Source organism: Nocardioides secundeburneus (assembly GCF_039939255.1).
Taxonomy (GTDB): Bacteria; Actinomycetota; Actinomycetes; order Propionibacteriales; family Nocardioidaceae; genus Nocardioides.
Window position 1 is genome coordinate 156,932 of sequence record NZ_JBDUUE010000004.1, and the last position, 15,711, is coordinate 172,642.

The window sequence follows — 15,711 nt, forward strand, 5'->3', positions numbered from 1 at the left end:
GAAGGGCGGCGCTACACCCCGGGGGGCCTTCACCCGGCAGGGTGACTTTCTGGACAGCGTGTCGAGGATGTCCATATATTCTTCAACAACACGTTGAAGTCTCACTAGGAGTTGCCATGACCGCACCGCTGCGCATCACGCTCGTCGACGACTCCGACCTGGCCTCGGCCGGGCTGCTGACCCTGTTGGCCCCCTACTCCTCCCGCGTCGAGGTGGTCGACAACCGCGAGGCGATCGCCCACCCCGACCAGCTCGACGTCGTGCTCTACGAGCCGCTCGGCCAGTCCAGCATGTCGCAGTCGCTGCTGCGCGACCTGCAGGCCGCCGGCCAGGCGCAGGCCGCCGTGTTCAGCTGGGCCGGTCCCGACCAGCTGCCCGCGGCGCCGACCAACCCGCACCTGCCCAAGACGCTGACCGCCTCCCAGCTCGTCGTCTCGCTCGAGCGGCTGAGCGAGGGTCGCTTCGAGCAGCCCGTCATCGTCTCCCCGGTCGCGGTCGCCGAGCCGGTCGCCGTCGCGGCCGACACCCCGCTCCACCCGCCCACTGAGGTCGGTCTGACCCCGCGCGAGAGCGAGATCGTCAGCCTGATCGTGGCCGGCATGAGCAACCGCGAGATCGGCGAGTCCCTGCAGCTCAGCATCAACTCGGTCAAGACCTACATCCGTAGCGCCTACCGCAAGATGGGCGTCGAGCGCCGGACGCAGGCCGTGCTGTGGGGCCTCGACCACGGCCTCGGCGCGGAGTCCACGTCGTCCGCGGCGCTCGTCGGCTGACCGAGCCGGGCCTCCGGTGGATTTTCTCCACAGGGACATCCACACTGTGTGGAGATCCTGAGAGGCCCACGTCGACGACATGTCCAACTCCACGCAGACCGACAGCTCGGTCGAGGCCGCCAAGGCCAGCAACCTGAGCATCGGCGACCTCGCCGAGCGCACCGGGGTCAGCGCCGCCACCCTGCGGGTCTGGGAGGCGCGTCACGGCTTCCCGGTGCCGCACCGGCGCGAGTCGGGCCACCGCCGCTACGACGACGACCACGTCGCCGTCATCCAGGACGTCGTCCGCCGCCGTGACTCCGGCGTGCGGCTCGACGTCGCCATCGAGCAGGCCACGGCCGCCCGTCGTACGTCGTCCGGCCCGGTGGCCGGGCGGCCCACCACGGCCGCGCCGGACGCCCCGTCCGTCTTCGCCGCCCTCCGCCGCGGGTATCCCGGTATCACGGCGCAGCGACTCTCGAAGAGCACGCTGCTCGGTCTGTCGTGGGCGATCGAGGACGAGTTCGCCTCCCGCGCCCAGCAGGCGCACCTGTTCGGGGCCTTCCAGCGGGTCAAGCACTACGAGGCCGCTGCCGCCCGGTGGAGCGACCTGGCCCGCACCGCCCGCTCGACCTTCGTCTTCGCCGACTTCGAGGACTCCTCGCGTCACGTCCGCGCCGGCCGTCCGGCCCGCGTCTCGCTGCCCGACGACCATCCCATGAGCCGGGAGTGGTCCGTGGTGTGCGAGAACGACGGGCTCGGGGTGGCGCTGAGTGCCTGGGAGCTGCCGGGTCAGCACGGTGTCCGCGACTCCGACCGCGTCTTCGAGTCCATCTGGACCGTCGAGCGGGCCGCCGTCCGCGACGCGGCGCGCGTGTGCGCGAACGTGGCAGCCGGACTCGGGGTCGGCGGCGCCGACGAGATCGCCGGACAGCTCGCCCAGCCGATGACAGGCACGGCCAGCGACGTCGCGCAGGTCACCTCGCTGTTCAACCGCGCGATCGCCTACGTCGACGGTCGGGGGCGCCCGTCGGGCGACCGCTGACTACTGCACGAAGCGGAACAGCGGGCTGCTCGGCTCCACCGGCTCGACCCGCAGTCGTGACGCCGCCAGGCGATCGAGCAACGGCCGGTGGTCGTCGGCTCGCTGCAGCTCGATGCCGACCAGGGCCGGACCGGTCTCCCGGTTCGAGCGCTTGATGTACTCGAACAGCACGATGTCGTCCTCCGGCCCGAGCACGTCGTCGAGGAACTCGCGCAGCGCGCCGGGCTCCTGCGGGAACTCGACGAGGAAGTAGTGCCGTAGGCCGGCGTGCACGAGGGCCCTCTCGACGACGTCGGCGTAGCGGCTGACGTCGTTGTTGCCGCCCGAGAGCACGCACACGACGGTCGTGCCCGGAGTGGTCCTGCCGAGCTCGGCCAGGGTGCGCAACCCGGCGCTCGACAGTGCCCCGGCGGGTTCGGCGATGATCCCGTCGGCCTGGTAGAGGTCGAGCATCTCGACGCAGATCAGTCCCTCGGGAACGCTGCGCAGCTCGAGCCGGTCGGCGCTCTGCTCGACCACGGCGAAGGTCGACGCGCCGACCCGACGTACGGCGGCGCCGTCGACGAACGAGTCGAGGTCGGCGAGGTCGACCGGGCCGCCGGCCCGCAGGGCCGCAGCCATCGACGCCGCACCGGCCGGCTCGACGCCGACGACCGCCGTGCTCGGCGATCGCTCGGCCAGCACCGTGAGCACGCCCGCGAGCAGGCCCCCGCCGCCGACCGGGACGACGACCGTGTCGGGGGCCCGGCCGAGCTGCTCGAGCACCTCGAGCGCCACCGTGCCCTGCCCGGCGATCGTGCGCGGGTCGTCGAACGCCGGGACGACGACCGCGCCGGTGCGTGCGGCCAGCTCGGCGCACAGCAGCGCGGCCTCGTCGTAGGTCTCGCCGTCGACGACGACGTCGATCAGCGGTCCACCGAGCGCCGCGATGCGGTCGCGCTTCTGGCGGGGCGTCGTCCGGGGCAGGAAGATCGTGGCCCGCACGCCCAGACGCGCGCACGCGAACGCCACTCCCTGGGCGTGGTTGCCGGCGCTCGCGCACGTGACACCGCGGGCCTGCTCCTCGGCCGTCAACGAGGCCACGAGGGTGAACGCCCCGCGGGCCTTGTACGACCGGACCTCGTGCAGGTCCTCCCGCTTGAGCCAGACGTCGCATCCCGTCGCCGCCGAGAGCCGTGCGCTGTGCTGCAGCGGGCTGACGGGCAGCACCCCGGCGAGCACCCGGGCGGCGTCCTCGACGTCGGCCACGGTGGGCAGGGGGAGGCCGGTCACCATGACGTCCACGGTATCGACGGTGCCCGGGTGGTCGGACGACGGCTCGCGACCCGTCATACTCGTGCGGTCGGCCGTGGTCCCACCACGGACGGCGCGGGCCCCTAGCTCAATTGGCAGAGCTGAGGACTTTTAATCCTTAGGTTGTGGGTTCGAGTCCCACGGGGCCTACCGCTCTCACCGGCAGAGGAAGCGCGACAGCCGAACAGCGCTCGTCGACCATGGGAGCAGCTCCGGGGGCAACGTCGGTCACTCCGATGGACGTGGCCTCGGCGGGCTGGGGGCGCTCGAATCGTCACGCGAGGTGATGGGTCGTCTCAGCGCAAGGGGCGGGGGGCCAGGCGCAGCCCGCCGTCGGCTTCGTCTGCGTCTGCGTCTGGTCCGGGTCGCGGTCGTTGGCGACGGCACGGGTGAGGCAGGCGGTCGCGTCGCCCCTCAGTCCTCGGTCCGGGATCCGCCGAGGCGATCGACGATCGCTGCGATCTCATCCTCAGCGATGACGGCGAGGCCCTCCCACGTGATCGTGGCCCTACCGGCGCTGATCTCGAGCACCATCGAGTCGGCCTTCACGGTGCCCGGCTCGACGCCGAGGTGGTCGAAGATCTCCCGCTGGAAGAGCTCGAAGTCGTCGCTGCTGATGCGCTTGGACCAGTCGGGAGTGTCAGCCATCATCAACGGTCTCACCAGGAGCGGTGCGGCGATAGGTGTCAGGCGGTTCCGCAGCCGCCACCCTCGGGGTGATCGTCAGAGGTCCGTGGCCGCTTGACGGTCTGGACGACGCGCCGAGACCTCATCCCACGCGGGTCGCCCCGTCGTCATCCGCGCTGTCGCGGGGCGCTGACCTGTCTTCGAGGCCCCGCGGCGCCACACCCTCGGACCTGTGCGCCAAGACCGGTCACGCGACCATCCCCGACACGCCTGGGTGGGCCAGCGACGACGGAGCTGCTGACTGCCCCGTCGAACACGGCAGAGCGCCGTGGTCCGTAGGGCTACTCTCGGGCATCGCCCTGCGTCGGGGCGACTCGCTGCTCTCGCGCATCGGTTGCGTGATCGATGGACAGCGTCCTCTGATCGAAGGAGCAGCCCGACATGGCCCGCAGTGACCACGATCGCCCGACAGGCGCCTCTCGACGAGAAGCGCACGCCTCCAGGACCACCGACGCCGACACACTCGTCGCGAGGATGGCGGACGCATCTCGGGATCTGCAGAACGAGAACGGATCGATCCTGACCTTCCAGATGGCCACCGACCTAGCCGTTGCGAACATCGCAGGCTGCGACATGGCCAGCCTGTCGCTGGTCCGGGCGAAGCGCACGGTGGACAACCGTGCCGCCACTGACCCGAAGGCCGCTCGTGCCGACGTACTCCAGGTCGAGACCGACGAGGGCCCCTGTCTCGACGCAGTCTGGCATCACAGCCTGGTCCACTCGCCGAGCTTGGCCTACGACCCGAGATGGCCCACATGGGGACCACGAGTCGTTGCCGAGACCGGCCTGCAGAGCGTCATGTCACTACAGCTCTTCACGCACGACGACACCCTCGGCGCACTCAACATGTTCGCCTTCGACCGCGACAGCTACACCGCAGGCGACCGGTACGACGCCATCGCGCTGGCCGCGCACGTCACGGTCGCCATCGCGGCCGCCGAGGAGATCGACAACCTCACGACCGCTCTCGGGACCCGCACCGTCATCGGTACCGCCGTCGGCTTCGTCATGGGTCGCTACCGGCTCGCGCAGGACGAAGCCTTCGCCGTCCTCAGCCGCCTGTCGACCGAGCACGAGACCAAGATCCGCGATCTCGCGGTGTCGATCGTCGAGACCGGCGCACTTCCCGAGAGGTCCACCCCGGCCTCGTAGACCCGCGGGAGTCGCCGACGATGCAGTGAGCTGAGCCGGTTCTGCTGCGCTCGCCCCCGGACTGTGGGGGAACCGTTCCCCGCCCGAGGGCCGCCCGTGGCGACGGAGAGCGCACACTGCACGAACGTCGACGTCTCGGAGGACCAGGTGCAGCAGCGAGAGTTCGACAGCCTGGACCAGATGGTCGACCTGATCGCACGGCACACCGCTCGGGCTCTGCTCTCGCTCGAGGGGCTACGGCGGTCCCCGGACGGCGCCGAGCGGGACGCGTACCGTCAAGTCCATGCCCTCCTGGGCGACCTCGCCAGCATGAAGGTGCGCTTGGGGCTCATGGACCCCTCTCGAGACGCTCCCTCACCCGAGCGGTCGACGACGCCGCCCATCGCCACGGTTGCCGAGTAGCGCCGCCACCTCGTGGAGGTGATCGATCTCTCGCGGGTCACCTGGAGGCCACGACCGGCGGACTCGGCTCCTGGCACGTGCTGGTGGGGCACTGTCCGCCCGTCGGCGTCACCGCCGGACGGCGGTCGGTGTCACCCACCTCGAGGGTCACTCGGCTATGCTCACCGAGAGACTGCGAGTGCCAGGCCTCCTGCCGTGTCTTACGGCCTCAGGTGCCGGCGCAGGCAGCAAGTCGAGGCGGCACCCGAATGGGCTTGCGACAGTGCAACGGTGATCTCGTCCGGGAGGGCGTGCCTGACGTCCGTCGGCCCCATCGACGCGGACGACGCGGATGATCTCCTTCGTCTGGACGGCGCACGAGCGCCTCCCTGCGGGGACCGGAGGCTCGGAGAACTACACGGTGGGACAGGTCCGCGAGCTCAACCGTCGCGGGATCGCGGCGCAGGTCGTGACGATCGGTCTCGGACCCGATGACGGACGCGACGAGTTCGTGGACATACCGTTCACGTCGGTGCCCGCTCTCGAGGATGTCGGCGAGCTGGCCGGCGTCGTCGTGTTCGTGAGCGAGGCGCCGTTCGTCGCCACCCGGCGCCCGGCGTACCAGATGCTCCACGTCCCGCCGCCCCTGCGCCGGCAGCGGCAGACGGAGGTGGCTGCCTCGATGCGGGACCGGATCCCGATCGCGACGAGCAGGTACGCCGCCGACCTGTGGGCGCGCTTCCTGGACGTCGACGTGGCGACAGTCCACGTCGTCTACCCGTTCGCCGAGGCGGCCTTCGCCCAGGTCGCCAGAACGACCTCACCGCGGGGCGTTGCTCGGGTGCTCTACGCCGGGAGGCTGAGTCCCGAGAAGGGCATCTACACGTTTCTCTCGATGCTGCACACCGACATCGTCGAGGATGACCCGTCGTTGTTCTTCACCGTCACCACCGCCGGTGCGGACAAACCCCAAGGACACATCATCGAGGGGATGGTGCGCGCCCACCCCCGGGTCGACCTGGTGTCGGCGCGCGTGAGTCCGGAGGAGATGGCGGTCCTGGTGGCCGGTCACGACGTGGTCGTGATGCCTTCGAACGGTCAGTACTGGCACGAGACCTTCGGAATCGTCTCGATCGAGGCGCAGCACTCGGGCGCGCGCGTGGTCGCGTCCGACGACGGAGGTCTGCCCGAGACGCAGTGCGGTGCCCTCCACCTGGTCGCACCCGACGATGCGGAGGCCTTGGCCCGGGGGATCCTGGACGCGCTGTCGTGCGCCCCGCCTACTCCGACGCAGAGGGCGGCTGCGGCGACCTGCTTCACGATCGAGCAGTCCGTCGACGCCCTGCTCGGCGTGTTCGAGGAGCCGGAGCCGGTCACCCCGCTCCGCATGGTGCGTGAGCTCGAGGCGCTCATCAGCCTGCCGGACGCCCCCGCCTCGGTACGACGTCCCGCGACCACGACGCGACCGGTCGAGGAGGTCCCCTCGTGAGCTCGTCCGCTCGGGAACTACGATTCACCGCCACGGACCTGGCCTACGTCCTGTCCGCGCTGCGGGCCGCGCGGGACGCGCGGGAGGCCTTCCGTCTGGCCGCGGACAAGGCGCACGAACCCGCTCTGCGAGACGTGGCCCGCCGCGGTCAGGTCGCCTGGGACGACGACAACGCCCGCATCGTCGCGCTCCTCGCACGGTGGGACCGGCCCGAGGGCACGGCTCGCCCCGCCATGGAGGCAGCCACGGAGCTGTCCGTGCCACCCCTGCAGGCAATCGCTCCGGGACCCGCGCACGACCTGCGGCTGGTCGCGGCGCTCTCGGAGTCTGTCGAGGCGGCGATCCTGCGCGACCGGGCGGAGATGATCCACGGGTGCGAGCCGGCCGCCCGGGACCTCGCCGAGGACCACCTCCGTGACGCGGCCCGGCACCTGTCCGCGCTGCGGCGTGCACTCGCGCCCGAGCACCGGCTCCGTGGATCAGCGCCCGCCTGACCTCGCACGCCCGCCGAGGCTCCTCCCCGGCGTCAGGACGACCAGGCTCACCGCTGTGGAGGGGCCGCCTCGTGACCGAGCTCGACCGGACCGCTTCCGCGGCACTCGAACCCAGGCCGCTCCCACGTCGAGCCCGGCCGATGGTGGAGGGTCGAGACGCTGTCGCACATCTTTCCTGGGCACTCATGACTCGGAGGCTGAGCCGTCCTCCGGTGGTGGATCAGCGGCCACCGATGCCGATCGGTCTGGAGCAGCCGGCGTCGGGTGGGGAGTGCGGCTGTCTGCGATAGCGCGATCGACGGCGCCTGTGCGTATGGTTGAGCTCAACCAACCTGTCACGCCTGTGCTCTTCGAGCCGCCAAGGCAGGACGAAGGGCAGACGTCCATGGCGACGCTCCCAGCAATGTCCGCATCCTCCGCCACTCCTCGGTCGCCGTCGGCGCTTCGGCTGTGGCTCGACCCGAACCCGCTCGCGCGGGGACCGCACGGGGCGTGGTGGCCGCGGTCGCGCGACCTCCGCGCGGAGGTCCGCGACCTCGTCGATCACTTCCCCCATGACGCCGGGCGGGTGAGTCGGTTGCTGTTCTCGCGGCCCGACTGGGACGACGTCGTCGTCGACGGCCGTGGCGTGCGCAGCGTGCGGGCCACGCGAGGCATGGTGAAGGTCGGCTCGTTCCCGCGCGACGACACCCGGGTCATGGTCCTGACGATGTCGACGGGCGATGGGTTGCACCTCACCGTCGTGCCGAGCACGGCAGACGCCGACGAGGCCCGCCGGCTCGGCTACGGCGCCGCGATCGGGTCGTAGTCGTGTCCGCGGCGCCGAGTCGACCGGGACGCGAGTTCACGAGCGACTTCACCGACCTGCTGCGCGGCGTCCGCGAGGCGGGTCTGCTCGAGCGGCGCCGCGGCTACTACCTGACCCAGATCGCGGCGCACGTGGCAGCGTTCGCCGGCTTGTGGGTGGCCTTCGCTCTTCTCGGCGACTCGTGGTGGCAGCTCCTGGTGGCCGCCGCTCTGGGCGTCGTCGTCACGCAGTTCGGGTTCTTGGGCCATGACGCCGCCCACCGGCAGATCCTCGAGTCCGCCACCTGGAACGTGTGGACCGCGCGGGTGCTCGCCGGCGGCTTCGCCGGCCTGAGCCGCGCCTGGTGGCGGGCCAAGCACAACGCGCACCACCGTGGCCCGAACGTCGAGGGTCTCGACCCGGACATCGCGGCCGGGGCGATCGCCTTCACCCCGGGCATCGTCGCCGGTCGCACCACCGGCTTCGCCGGCTGGTTCGTGCGTCGTCAGGGTTGGCTGTTCTTCCCCCTCCTCACGCTCGAGGGCCTGAACCTGCACGTGGCCGGCGTGCGCGCCCTCCTGCGCGCCGGGTCGGACCAGCCCTGGCGACGCACCGAGCTGGCCGTGGTGCTCATCCGGCTCGGGTCCTGCGTCGCCGTGGTCGTGGTGGTGCTGCCGCTCGGTCAGGCCGTGGCCTTCCTCGGCGTCCAGGTCGCGGTCTTCGGTGTCTGCCTGGGCGCCTCCTTCGCCCCGGCGCACAAGGGCATGCCGATCGTGCCGCCGACGACGAAGCTCGACTTCCTGCGACGTCAGGTGATGGTCTCGCGCAACGTGCGGGGCAACGTGCTCGTCGACTGGGCCATGGGCGGGCTCAACTACCAGATCGAGCACCACCTGTTCCCGAGCATGCCGCGCTGTCACCTCCGGCTGGCCCAGCCCCTGGTCCGCGCCCATTGCGAGCGGGTCGGGGTCGCCTACACCGAGGTCGGCCTCCTGAGCTCGTACGCCATCGTCGTCGACTACCTCAACCACGTGGGATTGCGGGCGCGCGACCCGTTCGACTGCCCGCTCTCGGCGCAGCTCCGAGGCGGGCGTGCCTGACCGACGGGTCGCGGGCCAGGCGCCGGGGCCAACGCGCTCGACGTGGTGGCGCCGACGTCGTCCATCCCGCCATGGCTGTCGGTCGGAACGCACGCGCGGCATGCTCGAGTCGTGCTGGGTCGAGGTCTCGAGACACCCCGTTCCGACGTCCTGAGCTAGCACGCCACGGGGCGCCCGGGCGGCACCTGCGACCGCGTCTCACCGCGTCGCGCTGATCCCACCGTCGACCGGGACCAGGGCACCGTGGACGTAGCCGGCGTCGTCCGAGACCAGCCAGGCCACGGCTGCGGCGACCTCGTCGGGGGTGCCGGGTCTGCCTGCCGGCGTGGAGGCGGTCATCTGCGAGATGACGTCGCCGCTGCCGGCGTTGATCGGCGTCCGGGTCGCGCCCGGGGCGACGGTGTTGACGCGGACCCCGCGGGGACCGAACTCGGCCGCCCAGCTGCGGGCGAGCTGGGCCTCGGCGGCCTTGGTGGCCGAGTAGAGGCCGACGAAGGCGTGACCCACCTCGGCCATCCACGAGCCGATGACCACGATGGCCCCACCGCCGTGCTCGGCCATCGCCGGGGCAAGAGCGGCGGTGAGCACGTGCGGTGCGCGCACGTTCACGGCCAGGGTGTCCTCCAGGTCGGCGTCGGTGAGCGTGACGGTGTCGACCGCGGGGCACAGCGCCGCGTTGTGCACGAGGACGTCGACGCGCCCGTCCAGGGCGGCGGACCACGTGGCCGCGAGGTCGCGCAGCTCGGCCGGGGGAGCGGAGAGGTCGCCGTGGACGAAGACGGCCGCGCCCCCGGAGGACTCGATCTCGGCGACGACCAGCCGGCCGCGTGCGGGGTCGCGGCCGGTGACCAGGACCCGGGCGCCGCGAGCGGCGAGGGTGCGGGCGATGGCGGCGCCGATGCCGCTGGTGGAGCCGGTGACGACGGCGGTGCGTCCGGTGAGGTCGGGTGTGCTCATGGGGTCGAGTCCACCCCGGCCTCGTCGGTCGTGCCAGAGCAGACGGTGACTGGTCACGCCGTGACCAGTCACGACCCCCGGAGCCGGTCCTAGGCTGAGCCCATGCCTGTCGACCGTTCCGGTCTCGGCGCGTTCCTCCGGTCGCGTCGCGACCGGCTCACTCCGTCGCAGGCGGGGATCGAGCCGTTCCCCGGGCCGCGCCGGGTCCCTGGCCTGCGGAAGGAGGAGCTGGCCTTCCTCGCCGGGCTGAGCGCCGAGCACTACAGCCGCCTCGAGCAGGGACGCCAGCACACCGTCACCGACGACGTGGTGGAGGCGCTGTCGCGAGCGCTCCGGCTCGACGACGTGGAGCGGGCGCACCTGCGCGACCTGGCTGCGCCGGCCGGCCGCCGGCGTCCGGCAGCGTGGGAGGCACCGCAACGGCCGGACCCCGGACTGCTGCGTCTGATGACGTCGCTGGACGGCGTCCCCACCCTGCTGCTCGGACGACGCTCCGAGGTGCTGGCGTGCAACTCGCTGCTGCCCGCGGTCCTCGGCGCCGGTCTCGAGCCGGGCGCCGTGCTGCTGAGGTGGCTCTTCCTCGACCCGCGCGCTCGCGAACGGATCGTCAACTGGTCGGACTACGCCTCTGCCGCGGTGGGGGCGATGCGCTACGAGGTCGGTCGTCACCCTCACGACCGCCGGCTCCGGCAGCTCGTGGAGGAGGTCCGGGGCGCCGACGCCGACGTGGCCCGGTGGTGGGACGACCACGGCGTCACCGACCGCACCTCGGTCGCCAAGCGCATCGACCACCCCGTCGTGGGACCCCTCGAGTTCGGCATCGAGGCGGTGATGCCGCCCCACGACCCCGATCAACGTCTCGTGGTCTACACGGTCGAGCCGGGCTCCGCGACGGCTCGCGCCCTCCCGGTCCTCGCATCGTGGGAGGGATCCGCCTCCTGTAACGCCGCCGGCTCGGACCTCAGGTGAGGTGGATGGCGACGGCGACGACGTCGTCGCCAAGAGGCTGGTCCGAGGTGAGCTGCTCGATCACGCGCCCGGTCATCTCCTCGGACGACGGCTCGTCGGCGACCGCGCTGCGCAACCGGTCGAGGCCGACGTCGAGGTGCTCACTGCGTCGCTCGACCAGCCCGTCGGTGTAGAGGAACCACGTCGAGCCCGCGGGCACGACCTGCGACACCTCGCTCCGCTCGGGCGTGCCCAGCCCGAGCAGGGGGCCGCGCGAGCCGTCGGGGTCGACGAACTCGAGCGTGGCGTCGGGCAGCCTCAGCAGGGGCGGGGGGTGCCCGGCGCTGGAGAGGGTGGCGAGCCAGTCGCCGGTCTCGAGCGGTTCCAGGTGCAGGAACACCATGGTGGCCGTGCGGGGCTCGTCGTTCAACGCCTGCATCAACCGGTCGACGTGGCTCAGCACCGATGCCGGCATGAGGTCCTGCAGCGTCGCGGTCGCCTGCACGAGCCCCTTGAGCTGACCCATCGCTGCCGCTGCGTACACGTCGTGCCCGCTGACGTCGCCGACCACCACGGCGAACGGTCGCCGTTCGTGCCGGTCGCCCTCGCGCTCCTCGGCGGGCCAGTGGTCGACGGGGGCTGCGTCGTCGCGCGTCGCGCCGAGCATGCTCGAGGCCGCGCCGAGCGCCTTGCCCGCGATGTTCTTCGCGGCGTAGCGGACGGCCTGGACCGCCTCGGTCAGGGCGTCGGGTGACCTCGGGGCCACCTCGATGAGGTCGTAGAAGTCGCCGCCGACCTCGGCGCCGTCGGCGCCGGGCAGGTAGTGGGCCTCGATGACGGCACCGGGGAGGTCGGGCATCGCGGAGATGAGACTGCGCTGGAGGGTCTGCGCAATGTTGCTCTGCGTGGCGTAGAGCCGGATGTTGTCGAGGATCAGCCCGGCCCGGCGGCCGAGGTCGACCGCGACCTCGGCGTCGTCCGAGGTGAACGGCGCCCGGCCCGCACGGCGGTTGAGGATGACGACGTCGCGGGTCCGGCCCCGCCCCGGGAGCCCGACGGTGAGGGTCGAGACCACCTGGAGGGCGTCGACGCTCTCACGGGCGTAGTCGTCGCTGGTGAGCAGACGGCGTTGCAGCTCCTGGCTCGCCGCCGACTCGATGTCGGTGAACATCCGGAACGCGGCTCCGTCGAGCAGGGTCGTGATCAGGCCGTCGGGCGTCGCGAAGGTGGGGATCAGCGAGGCGTAGTGCTCGGTGACCTCGGCGAGCTCGGGATCGCTGTCGCGGGTGAGGTGCTCGGTCACTGTGCCGGAGTCGTCGACGTGCACGAAGATCGCCAGGTCGGCCAGCGTGGGCACCAGCAGCTGCAGCAGCCGGGCTCGGGCCTCGTGGGTGTCGAGCTCGCCGGTCAGCGACTCGCTGGCGCTCGCCAGGAGCTCGAGCCGGTCCTGGGCCTGCTCGGCGCGGGTGCGTGCCTCGTGCTCGGCGGCGAGCGCGGCGTCGCGCTGGCGGTCGGACTCGACGCGACCGCTCACGTCGGTCTGGACGCCGACGTAGTGGGTGACGACGCCGTCACCGTCGTAGACGGGGGTCATCGTCACGTGGTTGTAGAAGGCCAGGCCGTCCTTGCGGTAGTTCAGCACGGTGACCGAGACCGACTCCCGGGCCGCCAACGCGCGTCGGATGGCTGCGACGTCGTCGGGGTCGGTGTCGGCGCCCTGCAGGAACCGGCAGTTGCGCCCCACGGCCTCGTCGAAGCCGTAGCCCGTCGTCGCGGTGAACGCCGGATTCACCCACACCAACGCCATGTCGGGGTCGTTGACGTCGGCCACGGTGAACGACAGCCCGGTCGCCAGGACCGCACGGTCGCGGATCTCCGCGTCGTGCCTTCCGAACGCCCCCGCCGCGGTGACGGCGTCGACCGCGGTGACGGCGTCGCGCTCCCGCACCGACAACAGCACCACCAGCGCGTGGTCGGAGAGCACCGGCGCGTCGGTCATCGGCAGCCCGACCACCCACAGCGGCTCGCGCGCCTCGCCCATCTCGCTGCGGCGTCGGGCGGTGACCCGCTGGCCCGGGATCTCCTCGAACCGCAACAGCCTGGTCAACGGGTGGTCGGTCTCGGACAGCTCGGCACCGGTGGCGTCGCGCAGCGCGGCCGCGTCGGACCACGCCTCCAGGCCCACCGGCAGGCTCAGCCCGGGCGCCAGCTGCTGGGCGACGTCGTTCGCGTGCACCACCTGCCCGGCGCCGAGGTCGACGACCAGCACCGCAGCCGGAGCGTCGCGGATCACCGAGTGCAGCTCTGACACCGGGCCGAGGCCGGTGTCACCAGGGGTGGTCATGACGAGATGCTCCCAGGAGCCGGAGCGCGACGCAGCACCCGAGGCGTCCTGAGGCGGTCAGCCGTGCGAGAAGGTGATGGTGGGCAGGACCCGGCGCAGCCAGGCCGGGCTCCACCAGGCGGCGTCCCCGGTGAGGCGGAGCATCACGGGCAGCAGCACGAGCCGGACCAGGAAGGCGTCGAGGAGCACGGCGACGCCGAGCACGATGCCCATCTCCTTCGGAGGCAGGGGTCCGGAGAGGGCGAAGGTGAAGAACACCGCGACCATGACGGCGCCGGCGGCGAAGATCACGCGCCCGGAGTGCGCCAGGGCGCCGACCATGGCCTCGCGCGGGTCGCCGGTGCGCTCGTAGTGCTCCTTGGCCGAGGCCAGCAGGAACACCGTGTAGTCCATGGCGATGGCGAAGATCATGGCGAAGAAGAACACCGGCGCCCAGGCGTCGAGGAACCCCTGGGACTCGAAGCCGAGCAGGTCGGACCCGATGCCCTCCTGGAAGACCAGGCGGGCCACGCCGAACGCGGCAGCCGTCGACAGCAGGCTCACCACCGTGCCGAGCAGGCTGATCAGTGGCGCTTGGAGGGCGACGAGCAGCAGCAGGAAGCCGAGGACGAGGACGACCCCGATGACCAGTGGGGTCGAGTCGTCGAGCTGGGTCGTGAGGTCGAGGTTCTCCACCGCGGCGCCGCCCACGAGGGCGCTGCCGGGCAGCTCGGCACGGAGCCGGTCGACGGTGTCGGCGAGCGCGGGGTCGGAGGGGTCGACCGTGGGGACGGCCTGGATCAGCACGAGACCGCTGCCGTCGTCGGCCGGCTGCGGCGGCAGCGTGGCGGCGACGCCGGCGTCGGCGACGAGGGTGGCGGCGGTGGCGTCGGCCTCGCCGGCGTCGGCGACGACCTGGAGGGTGCCGGGGGCGCCGTCGCCGAAGGCGTCCTGCACGAGGTCGTAGCCGACCCGGGCGCTGGCGTCCTCGGGCAGCACCTTGATGGAGGGCATCGCGGTCTGGAGGCCGACGACGGGGGCGGCGAGAGCCAGCAGGACGACGAGTGCGGCGAGGCCGAAGGCGACAGGGCGCTTCCACAGGCGCTCGCCCCAGGCGGTGAACCGGGCCGAGCGGTGCTCGCCGGTCGTGGCCCGGGGCAGGGCGAGCTTGTCGATGCGGTGGTCGAGCTTGAACAGGACCAGGGGCAGCAGGGTGAGGGTGGCGGCGAGGACGAAGACGACCGAGAGCATGATGCCGCCGGCCATGGAGCGGAACGACGGTGACGGCACGAGCATCACGGCCGAGAGCGAGATGAGCACGGTCGCGCCCGAGAGCAGGACGGCCTTGCCGGCGGTGTCCATGGTCTCGGCGATGGCCTGGCGGGCGGTGTTGTCGGCGCCCGTGCGCGAGGCGCGATAGCGCACGACGAGGAACAGGGCGTAGTCGATGCCGAGGGCCAGGGCGAACATCATGGCGAAGTTCATCGCCCAGATGGAGACGGGCACGAGCTCGTTGATGAGCACCAGGGAGCCGGCGGAGGCGACCAGTCCGGCGAGGGTGAGCAGCAGCGGCAGTCCGGCGGCGACCAGGGCGCCGAACGCGAGCACGAGGATGGCCATGGTGACGGGCCAGGAGACCATCTCGGACGTCAGCATCGCCTCGAGGTTGGCTTCGTTGAAGTCCGACCACAGCAGCGAGGACCCGGTGGGGTTGACCTGGACGCCGTCGACCGAGAGGTCCTCGAGCTCGCCCTTGAGGTCGGTGGCGACGCGGACCATCTCGTTGGTGTCGGTGCCGGCGCCGGCCAGGACGATGGCGGTCCGTCCGTCGGCGCTCACCGTCGCTCCCGGCGTCGGGGCGACGACGTCGGCGATGCGGGGCTCGGCCTCGAGGACCGAGGTGACGCGGGCGAGGACGTCGGCGCCGGGGCCCTCGGTGACGGGGCCGTCGGTGGAGTGCACGACGACCTGGATCGCGGAGGAGGCGTTGCCGCCGAAGTGGTCCTGGGCGAGCTCGCGCGCGGCCACGGACTCGGAGCCGTCGGCCTGCCAGCCGGCGCCGGACAGGTTGTGCTCGACCTGGGGGGCGAAGGCGCCCAGGCCGATGATCAGCAGCAGCCAGACGCCGGTGACGATCCTGGCGTGGTCGGTGACCCAGACGCCGAGCCGCCCGAGCGGTCCCGGGCGCGACGTCGGAGTGATGTCGAGGGACCGACGACGGTCGGCGTCCAGGTCGGAGGTGGTGCTCATGGAGGTTCCGTTCGGTGGGTGGTCCGGTGGCATTTAACCCCCCGGGGGGTTAC

The 15,711-nt window shown here is 71.9% G+C and carries 14 protein-coding genes and 1 tRNA gene; 10 read left to right on the forward strand and 5 right to left on the reverse strand.

Annotated elements, in window-relative coordinates; translation table 11 throughout:
* The first annotated feature begins 116 nt into the window (after nucleotides 1–116).
* Together ABFT23_RS11705 and ABFT23_RS11710 are read left to right on the forward strand one after the other, a co-directional pair.
* The gene (locus ABFT23_RS11705; RefSeq protein WP_347895336.1) at nucleotides 117–773 is read left to right on the forward strand and encodes a response regulator transcription factor; all 657 of its coding nucleotides are present in this window, start codon (nucleotides 117–119) and stop codon (nucleotides 771–773) included.
* A 79-nt stretch (nucleotides 774–852) separates the two neighbouring features.
* Nucleotides 853–1,797: a MerR family transcriptional regulator gene (locus ABFT23_RS11710; protein ID WP_347895338.1), complete on the forward strand. Its 945-nt coding sequence runs from the start codon at nucleotides 853–855 to the stop codon at nucleotides 1,795–1,797.
* Here the strand turns inward: ABFT23_RS11710 and ilvA are convergent, their stop codons facing one another.
* Nucleotides 1,798–3,072, reverse strand: coding sequence for a threonine ammonia-lyase IlvA (gene ilvA, locus ABFT23_RS11715; protein ID WP_347895340.1), 1,275 nt, complete (start codon nucleotides 3,070–3,072; stop codon nucleotides 1,798–1,800). It lies immediately after the preceding gene.
* 95 nt (nucleotides 3,073–3,167) lie between these two features.
* Between ilvA and ABFT23_RS11720 the strand changes: the two genes are divergently transcribed.
* A tRNA-Lys gene (locus ABFT23_RS11720) sits at nucleotides 3,168–3,240 on the forward strand.
* Nucleotides 3,241–3,504: 264 nt separating this feature from the next.
* On the opposite strand, the gene ABFT23_RS11725 is transcribed toward ABFT23_RS11720, so the two are convergent.
* Entirely contained in the window at nucleotides 3,505–3,738 is a 234-nt protein-coding gene (locus ABFT23_RS11725; protein ID WP_347895342.1) for a hypothetical protein, read from the reverse strand.
* A gap of 420 nt (nucleotides 3,739–4,158) precedes the next feature.
* On the opposite strand from ABFT23_RS11725, the gene ABFT23_RS11730 reads away from it, so the two are divergent.
* The 6 genes from ABFT23_RS11730 to ABFT23_RS11755 all read left to right on the forward strand — a co-directional run bounded on the left by ABFT23_RS11730 (nucleotide 4,159) and on the right by ABFT23_RS11755 (nucleotide 9,180).
* Complete coding sequence (locus ABFT23_RS11730; RefSeq protein ID WP_347895343.1) at nucleotides 4,159–4,929, forward strand: GAF and ANTAR domain-containing protein; 771 nt, start codon at nucleotides 4,159–4,161, stop codon at nucleotides 4,927–4,929.
* Nucleotides 4,930–5,025: 96 nt separating this feature from the next.
* On the forward strand, nucleotides 5,026–5,331 hold the full coding sequence (locus ABFT23_RS11735; protein WP_347895345.1) for a hypothetical protein: 306 nt from the start codon (nucleotides 5,026–5,028) through the stop codon (nucleotides 5,329–5,331).
* A gap of 511 nt (nucleotides 5,332–5,842) precedes the next feature.
* Nucleotides 5,843–6,799: a glycosyltransferase family 4 protein gene (locus tag ABFT23_RS11740; RefSeq protein ID WP_347895346.1), complete on the forward strand. Its 957-nt coding sequence runs from the start codon at nucleotides 5,843–5,845 to the stop codon at nucleotides 6,797–6,799.
* The gene (locus tag ABFT23_RS11745) at nucleotides 6,796–7,293 is read left to right on the forward strand and encodes a hypothetical protein (RefSeq protein WP_347895348.1); all 498 of its coding nucleotides are present in this window, start codon (nucleotides 6,796–6,798) and stop codon (nucleotides 7,291–7,293) included. Before ABFT23_RS11740 ends, ABFT23_RS11745 begins: the two co-directional genes overlap by 4 nt.
* A gap of 403 nt (nucleotides 7,294–7,696) precedes the next feature.
* Nucleotides 7,697–8,101, forward strand: a complete 405-nt coding sequence (locus ABFT23_RS11750) for a DUF5994 family protein (RefSeq protein WP_347895350.1) — start codon at nucleotides 7,697–7,699, stop codon at nucleotides 8,099–8,101.
* Between the two features lie 2 nt (nucleotides 8,102–8,103).
* Nucleotides 8,104–9,180, forward strand: a complete 1,077-nt coding sequence (locus ABFT23_RS11755; RefSeq protein ID WP_347895352.1) for a fatty acid desaturase family protein — start codon at nucleotides 8,104–8,106, stop codon at nucleotides 9,178–9,180.
* A gap of 198 nt (nucleotides 9,181–9,378) precedes the next feature.
* On the opposite strand, the gene ABFT23_RS11760 is transcribed toward ABFT23_RS11755, so the two are convergent.
* On the reverse strand, nucleotides 9,379–10,137 hold the full coding sequence (locus ABFT23_RS11760) for an SDR family NAD(P)-dependent oxidoreductase (protein ID WP_347895354.1): 759 nt from the start codon (nucleotides 10,135–10,137) through the stop codon (nucleotides 9,379–9,381).
* Nucleotides 10,138–10,239: 102 nt separating this feature from the next.
* Here ABFT23_RS11760 and ABFT23_RS11765 point away from each other — a divergent pair, with 102 nt between their 5' ends.
* Nucleotides 10,240–11,106, forward strand: a complete 867-nt coding sequence (locus ABFT23_RS11765) for a helix-turn-helix transcriptional regulator (protein ID WP_347895356.1) — start codon at nucleotides 10,240–10,242, stop codon at nucleotides 11,104–11,106.
* Here ABFT23_RS11765 and ABFT23_RS11770 read toward each other — a convergent pair.
* Nucleotides 11,099–13,429, reverse strand: a complete 2,331-nt coding sequence (locus tag ABFT23_RS11770; protein WP_347895358.1) for a SpoIIE family protein phosphatase — start codon at nucleotides 13,427–13,429, stop codon at nucleotides 11,099–11,101. The two genes, ABFT23_RS11765 and ABFT23_RS11770, sit on opposite strands and share 8 nt — an antisense overlap.
* A 57-nt stretch (nucleotides 13,430–13,486) precedes the next feature.
* Nucleotides 13,487–15,658 carry an MMPL family transporter gene (locus tag ABFT23_RS11775; RefSeq protein ID WP_347895360.1) on the reverse strand — a complete coding sequence of 724 codons (2,172 nt, stop codon included), beginning with the start codon at nucleotides 15,656–15,658 and terminating at the stop codon, nucleotides 13,487–13,489.
* Nucleotides 15,659–15,711: the final 53 nt, after the last annotated feature.

Bases quoted from the DNA above. Each gene is read 5' to 3' on its own strand.
- ABFT23_RS11710 (WP_347895338.1), top strand. From the start codon at position 853: ATGTCCAACTCCACGCAGACCGACAGCTCGGTCGAGGCCGCCAAGGCC.
- ilvA (WP_347895340.1), bottom strand. From the start codon at position 3,072: ATGGTGACCGGCCTCCCCCTGCCCACCGTGGCCGACGTCGAGGACGCC.
- ABFT23_RS11775 (WP_347895360.1), bottom strand. From the start codon at position 15,658: ATGAGCACCACCTCCGACCTGGACGCCGACCGTCGTCGGTCCCTCGAC.
- ABFT23_RS11770 (WP_347895358.1), bottom strand. From the start codon at position 13,429: ATGACCACCCCTGGTGACACCGGCCTCGGCCCGGTGTCAGAGCTGCAC.
- ABFT23_RS11730 (WP_347895343.1), top strand. From the start codon at position 4,159: ATGGCCCGCAGTGACCACGATCGCCCGACAGGCGCCTCTCGACGAGAA.
- ABFT23_RS11765 (WP_347895356.1), top strand. From the start codon at position 10,240: ATGCCTGTCGACCGTTCCGGTCTCGGCGCGTTCCTCCGGTCGCGTCGC.
- ABFT23_RS11750 (WP_347895350.1), top strand. From the start codon at position 7,697: ATGTCCGCATCCTCCGCCACTCCTCGGTCGCCGTCGGCGCTTCGGCTG.
- ABFT23_RS11760 (WP_347895354.1), bottom strand. From the start codon at position 10,137: ATGAGCACACCCGACCTCACCGGACGCACCGCCGTCGTCACCGGCTCC.
- ABFT23_RS11705 (WP_347895336.1), top strand. From the start codon at position 117: ATGACCGCACCGCTGCGCATCACGCTCGTCGACGACTCCGACCTGGCC.
- ABFT23_RS11725 (WP_347895342.1), bottom strand. From the start codon at position 3,738: ATGGCTGACACTCCCGACTGGTCCAAGCGCATCAGCAGCGACGACTTC.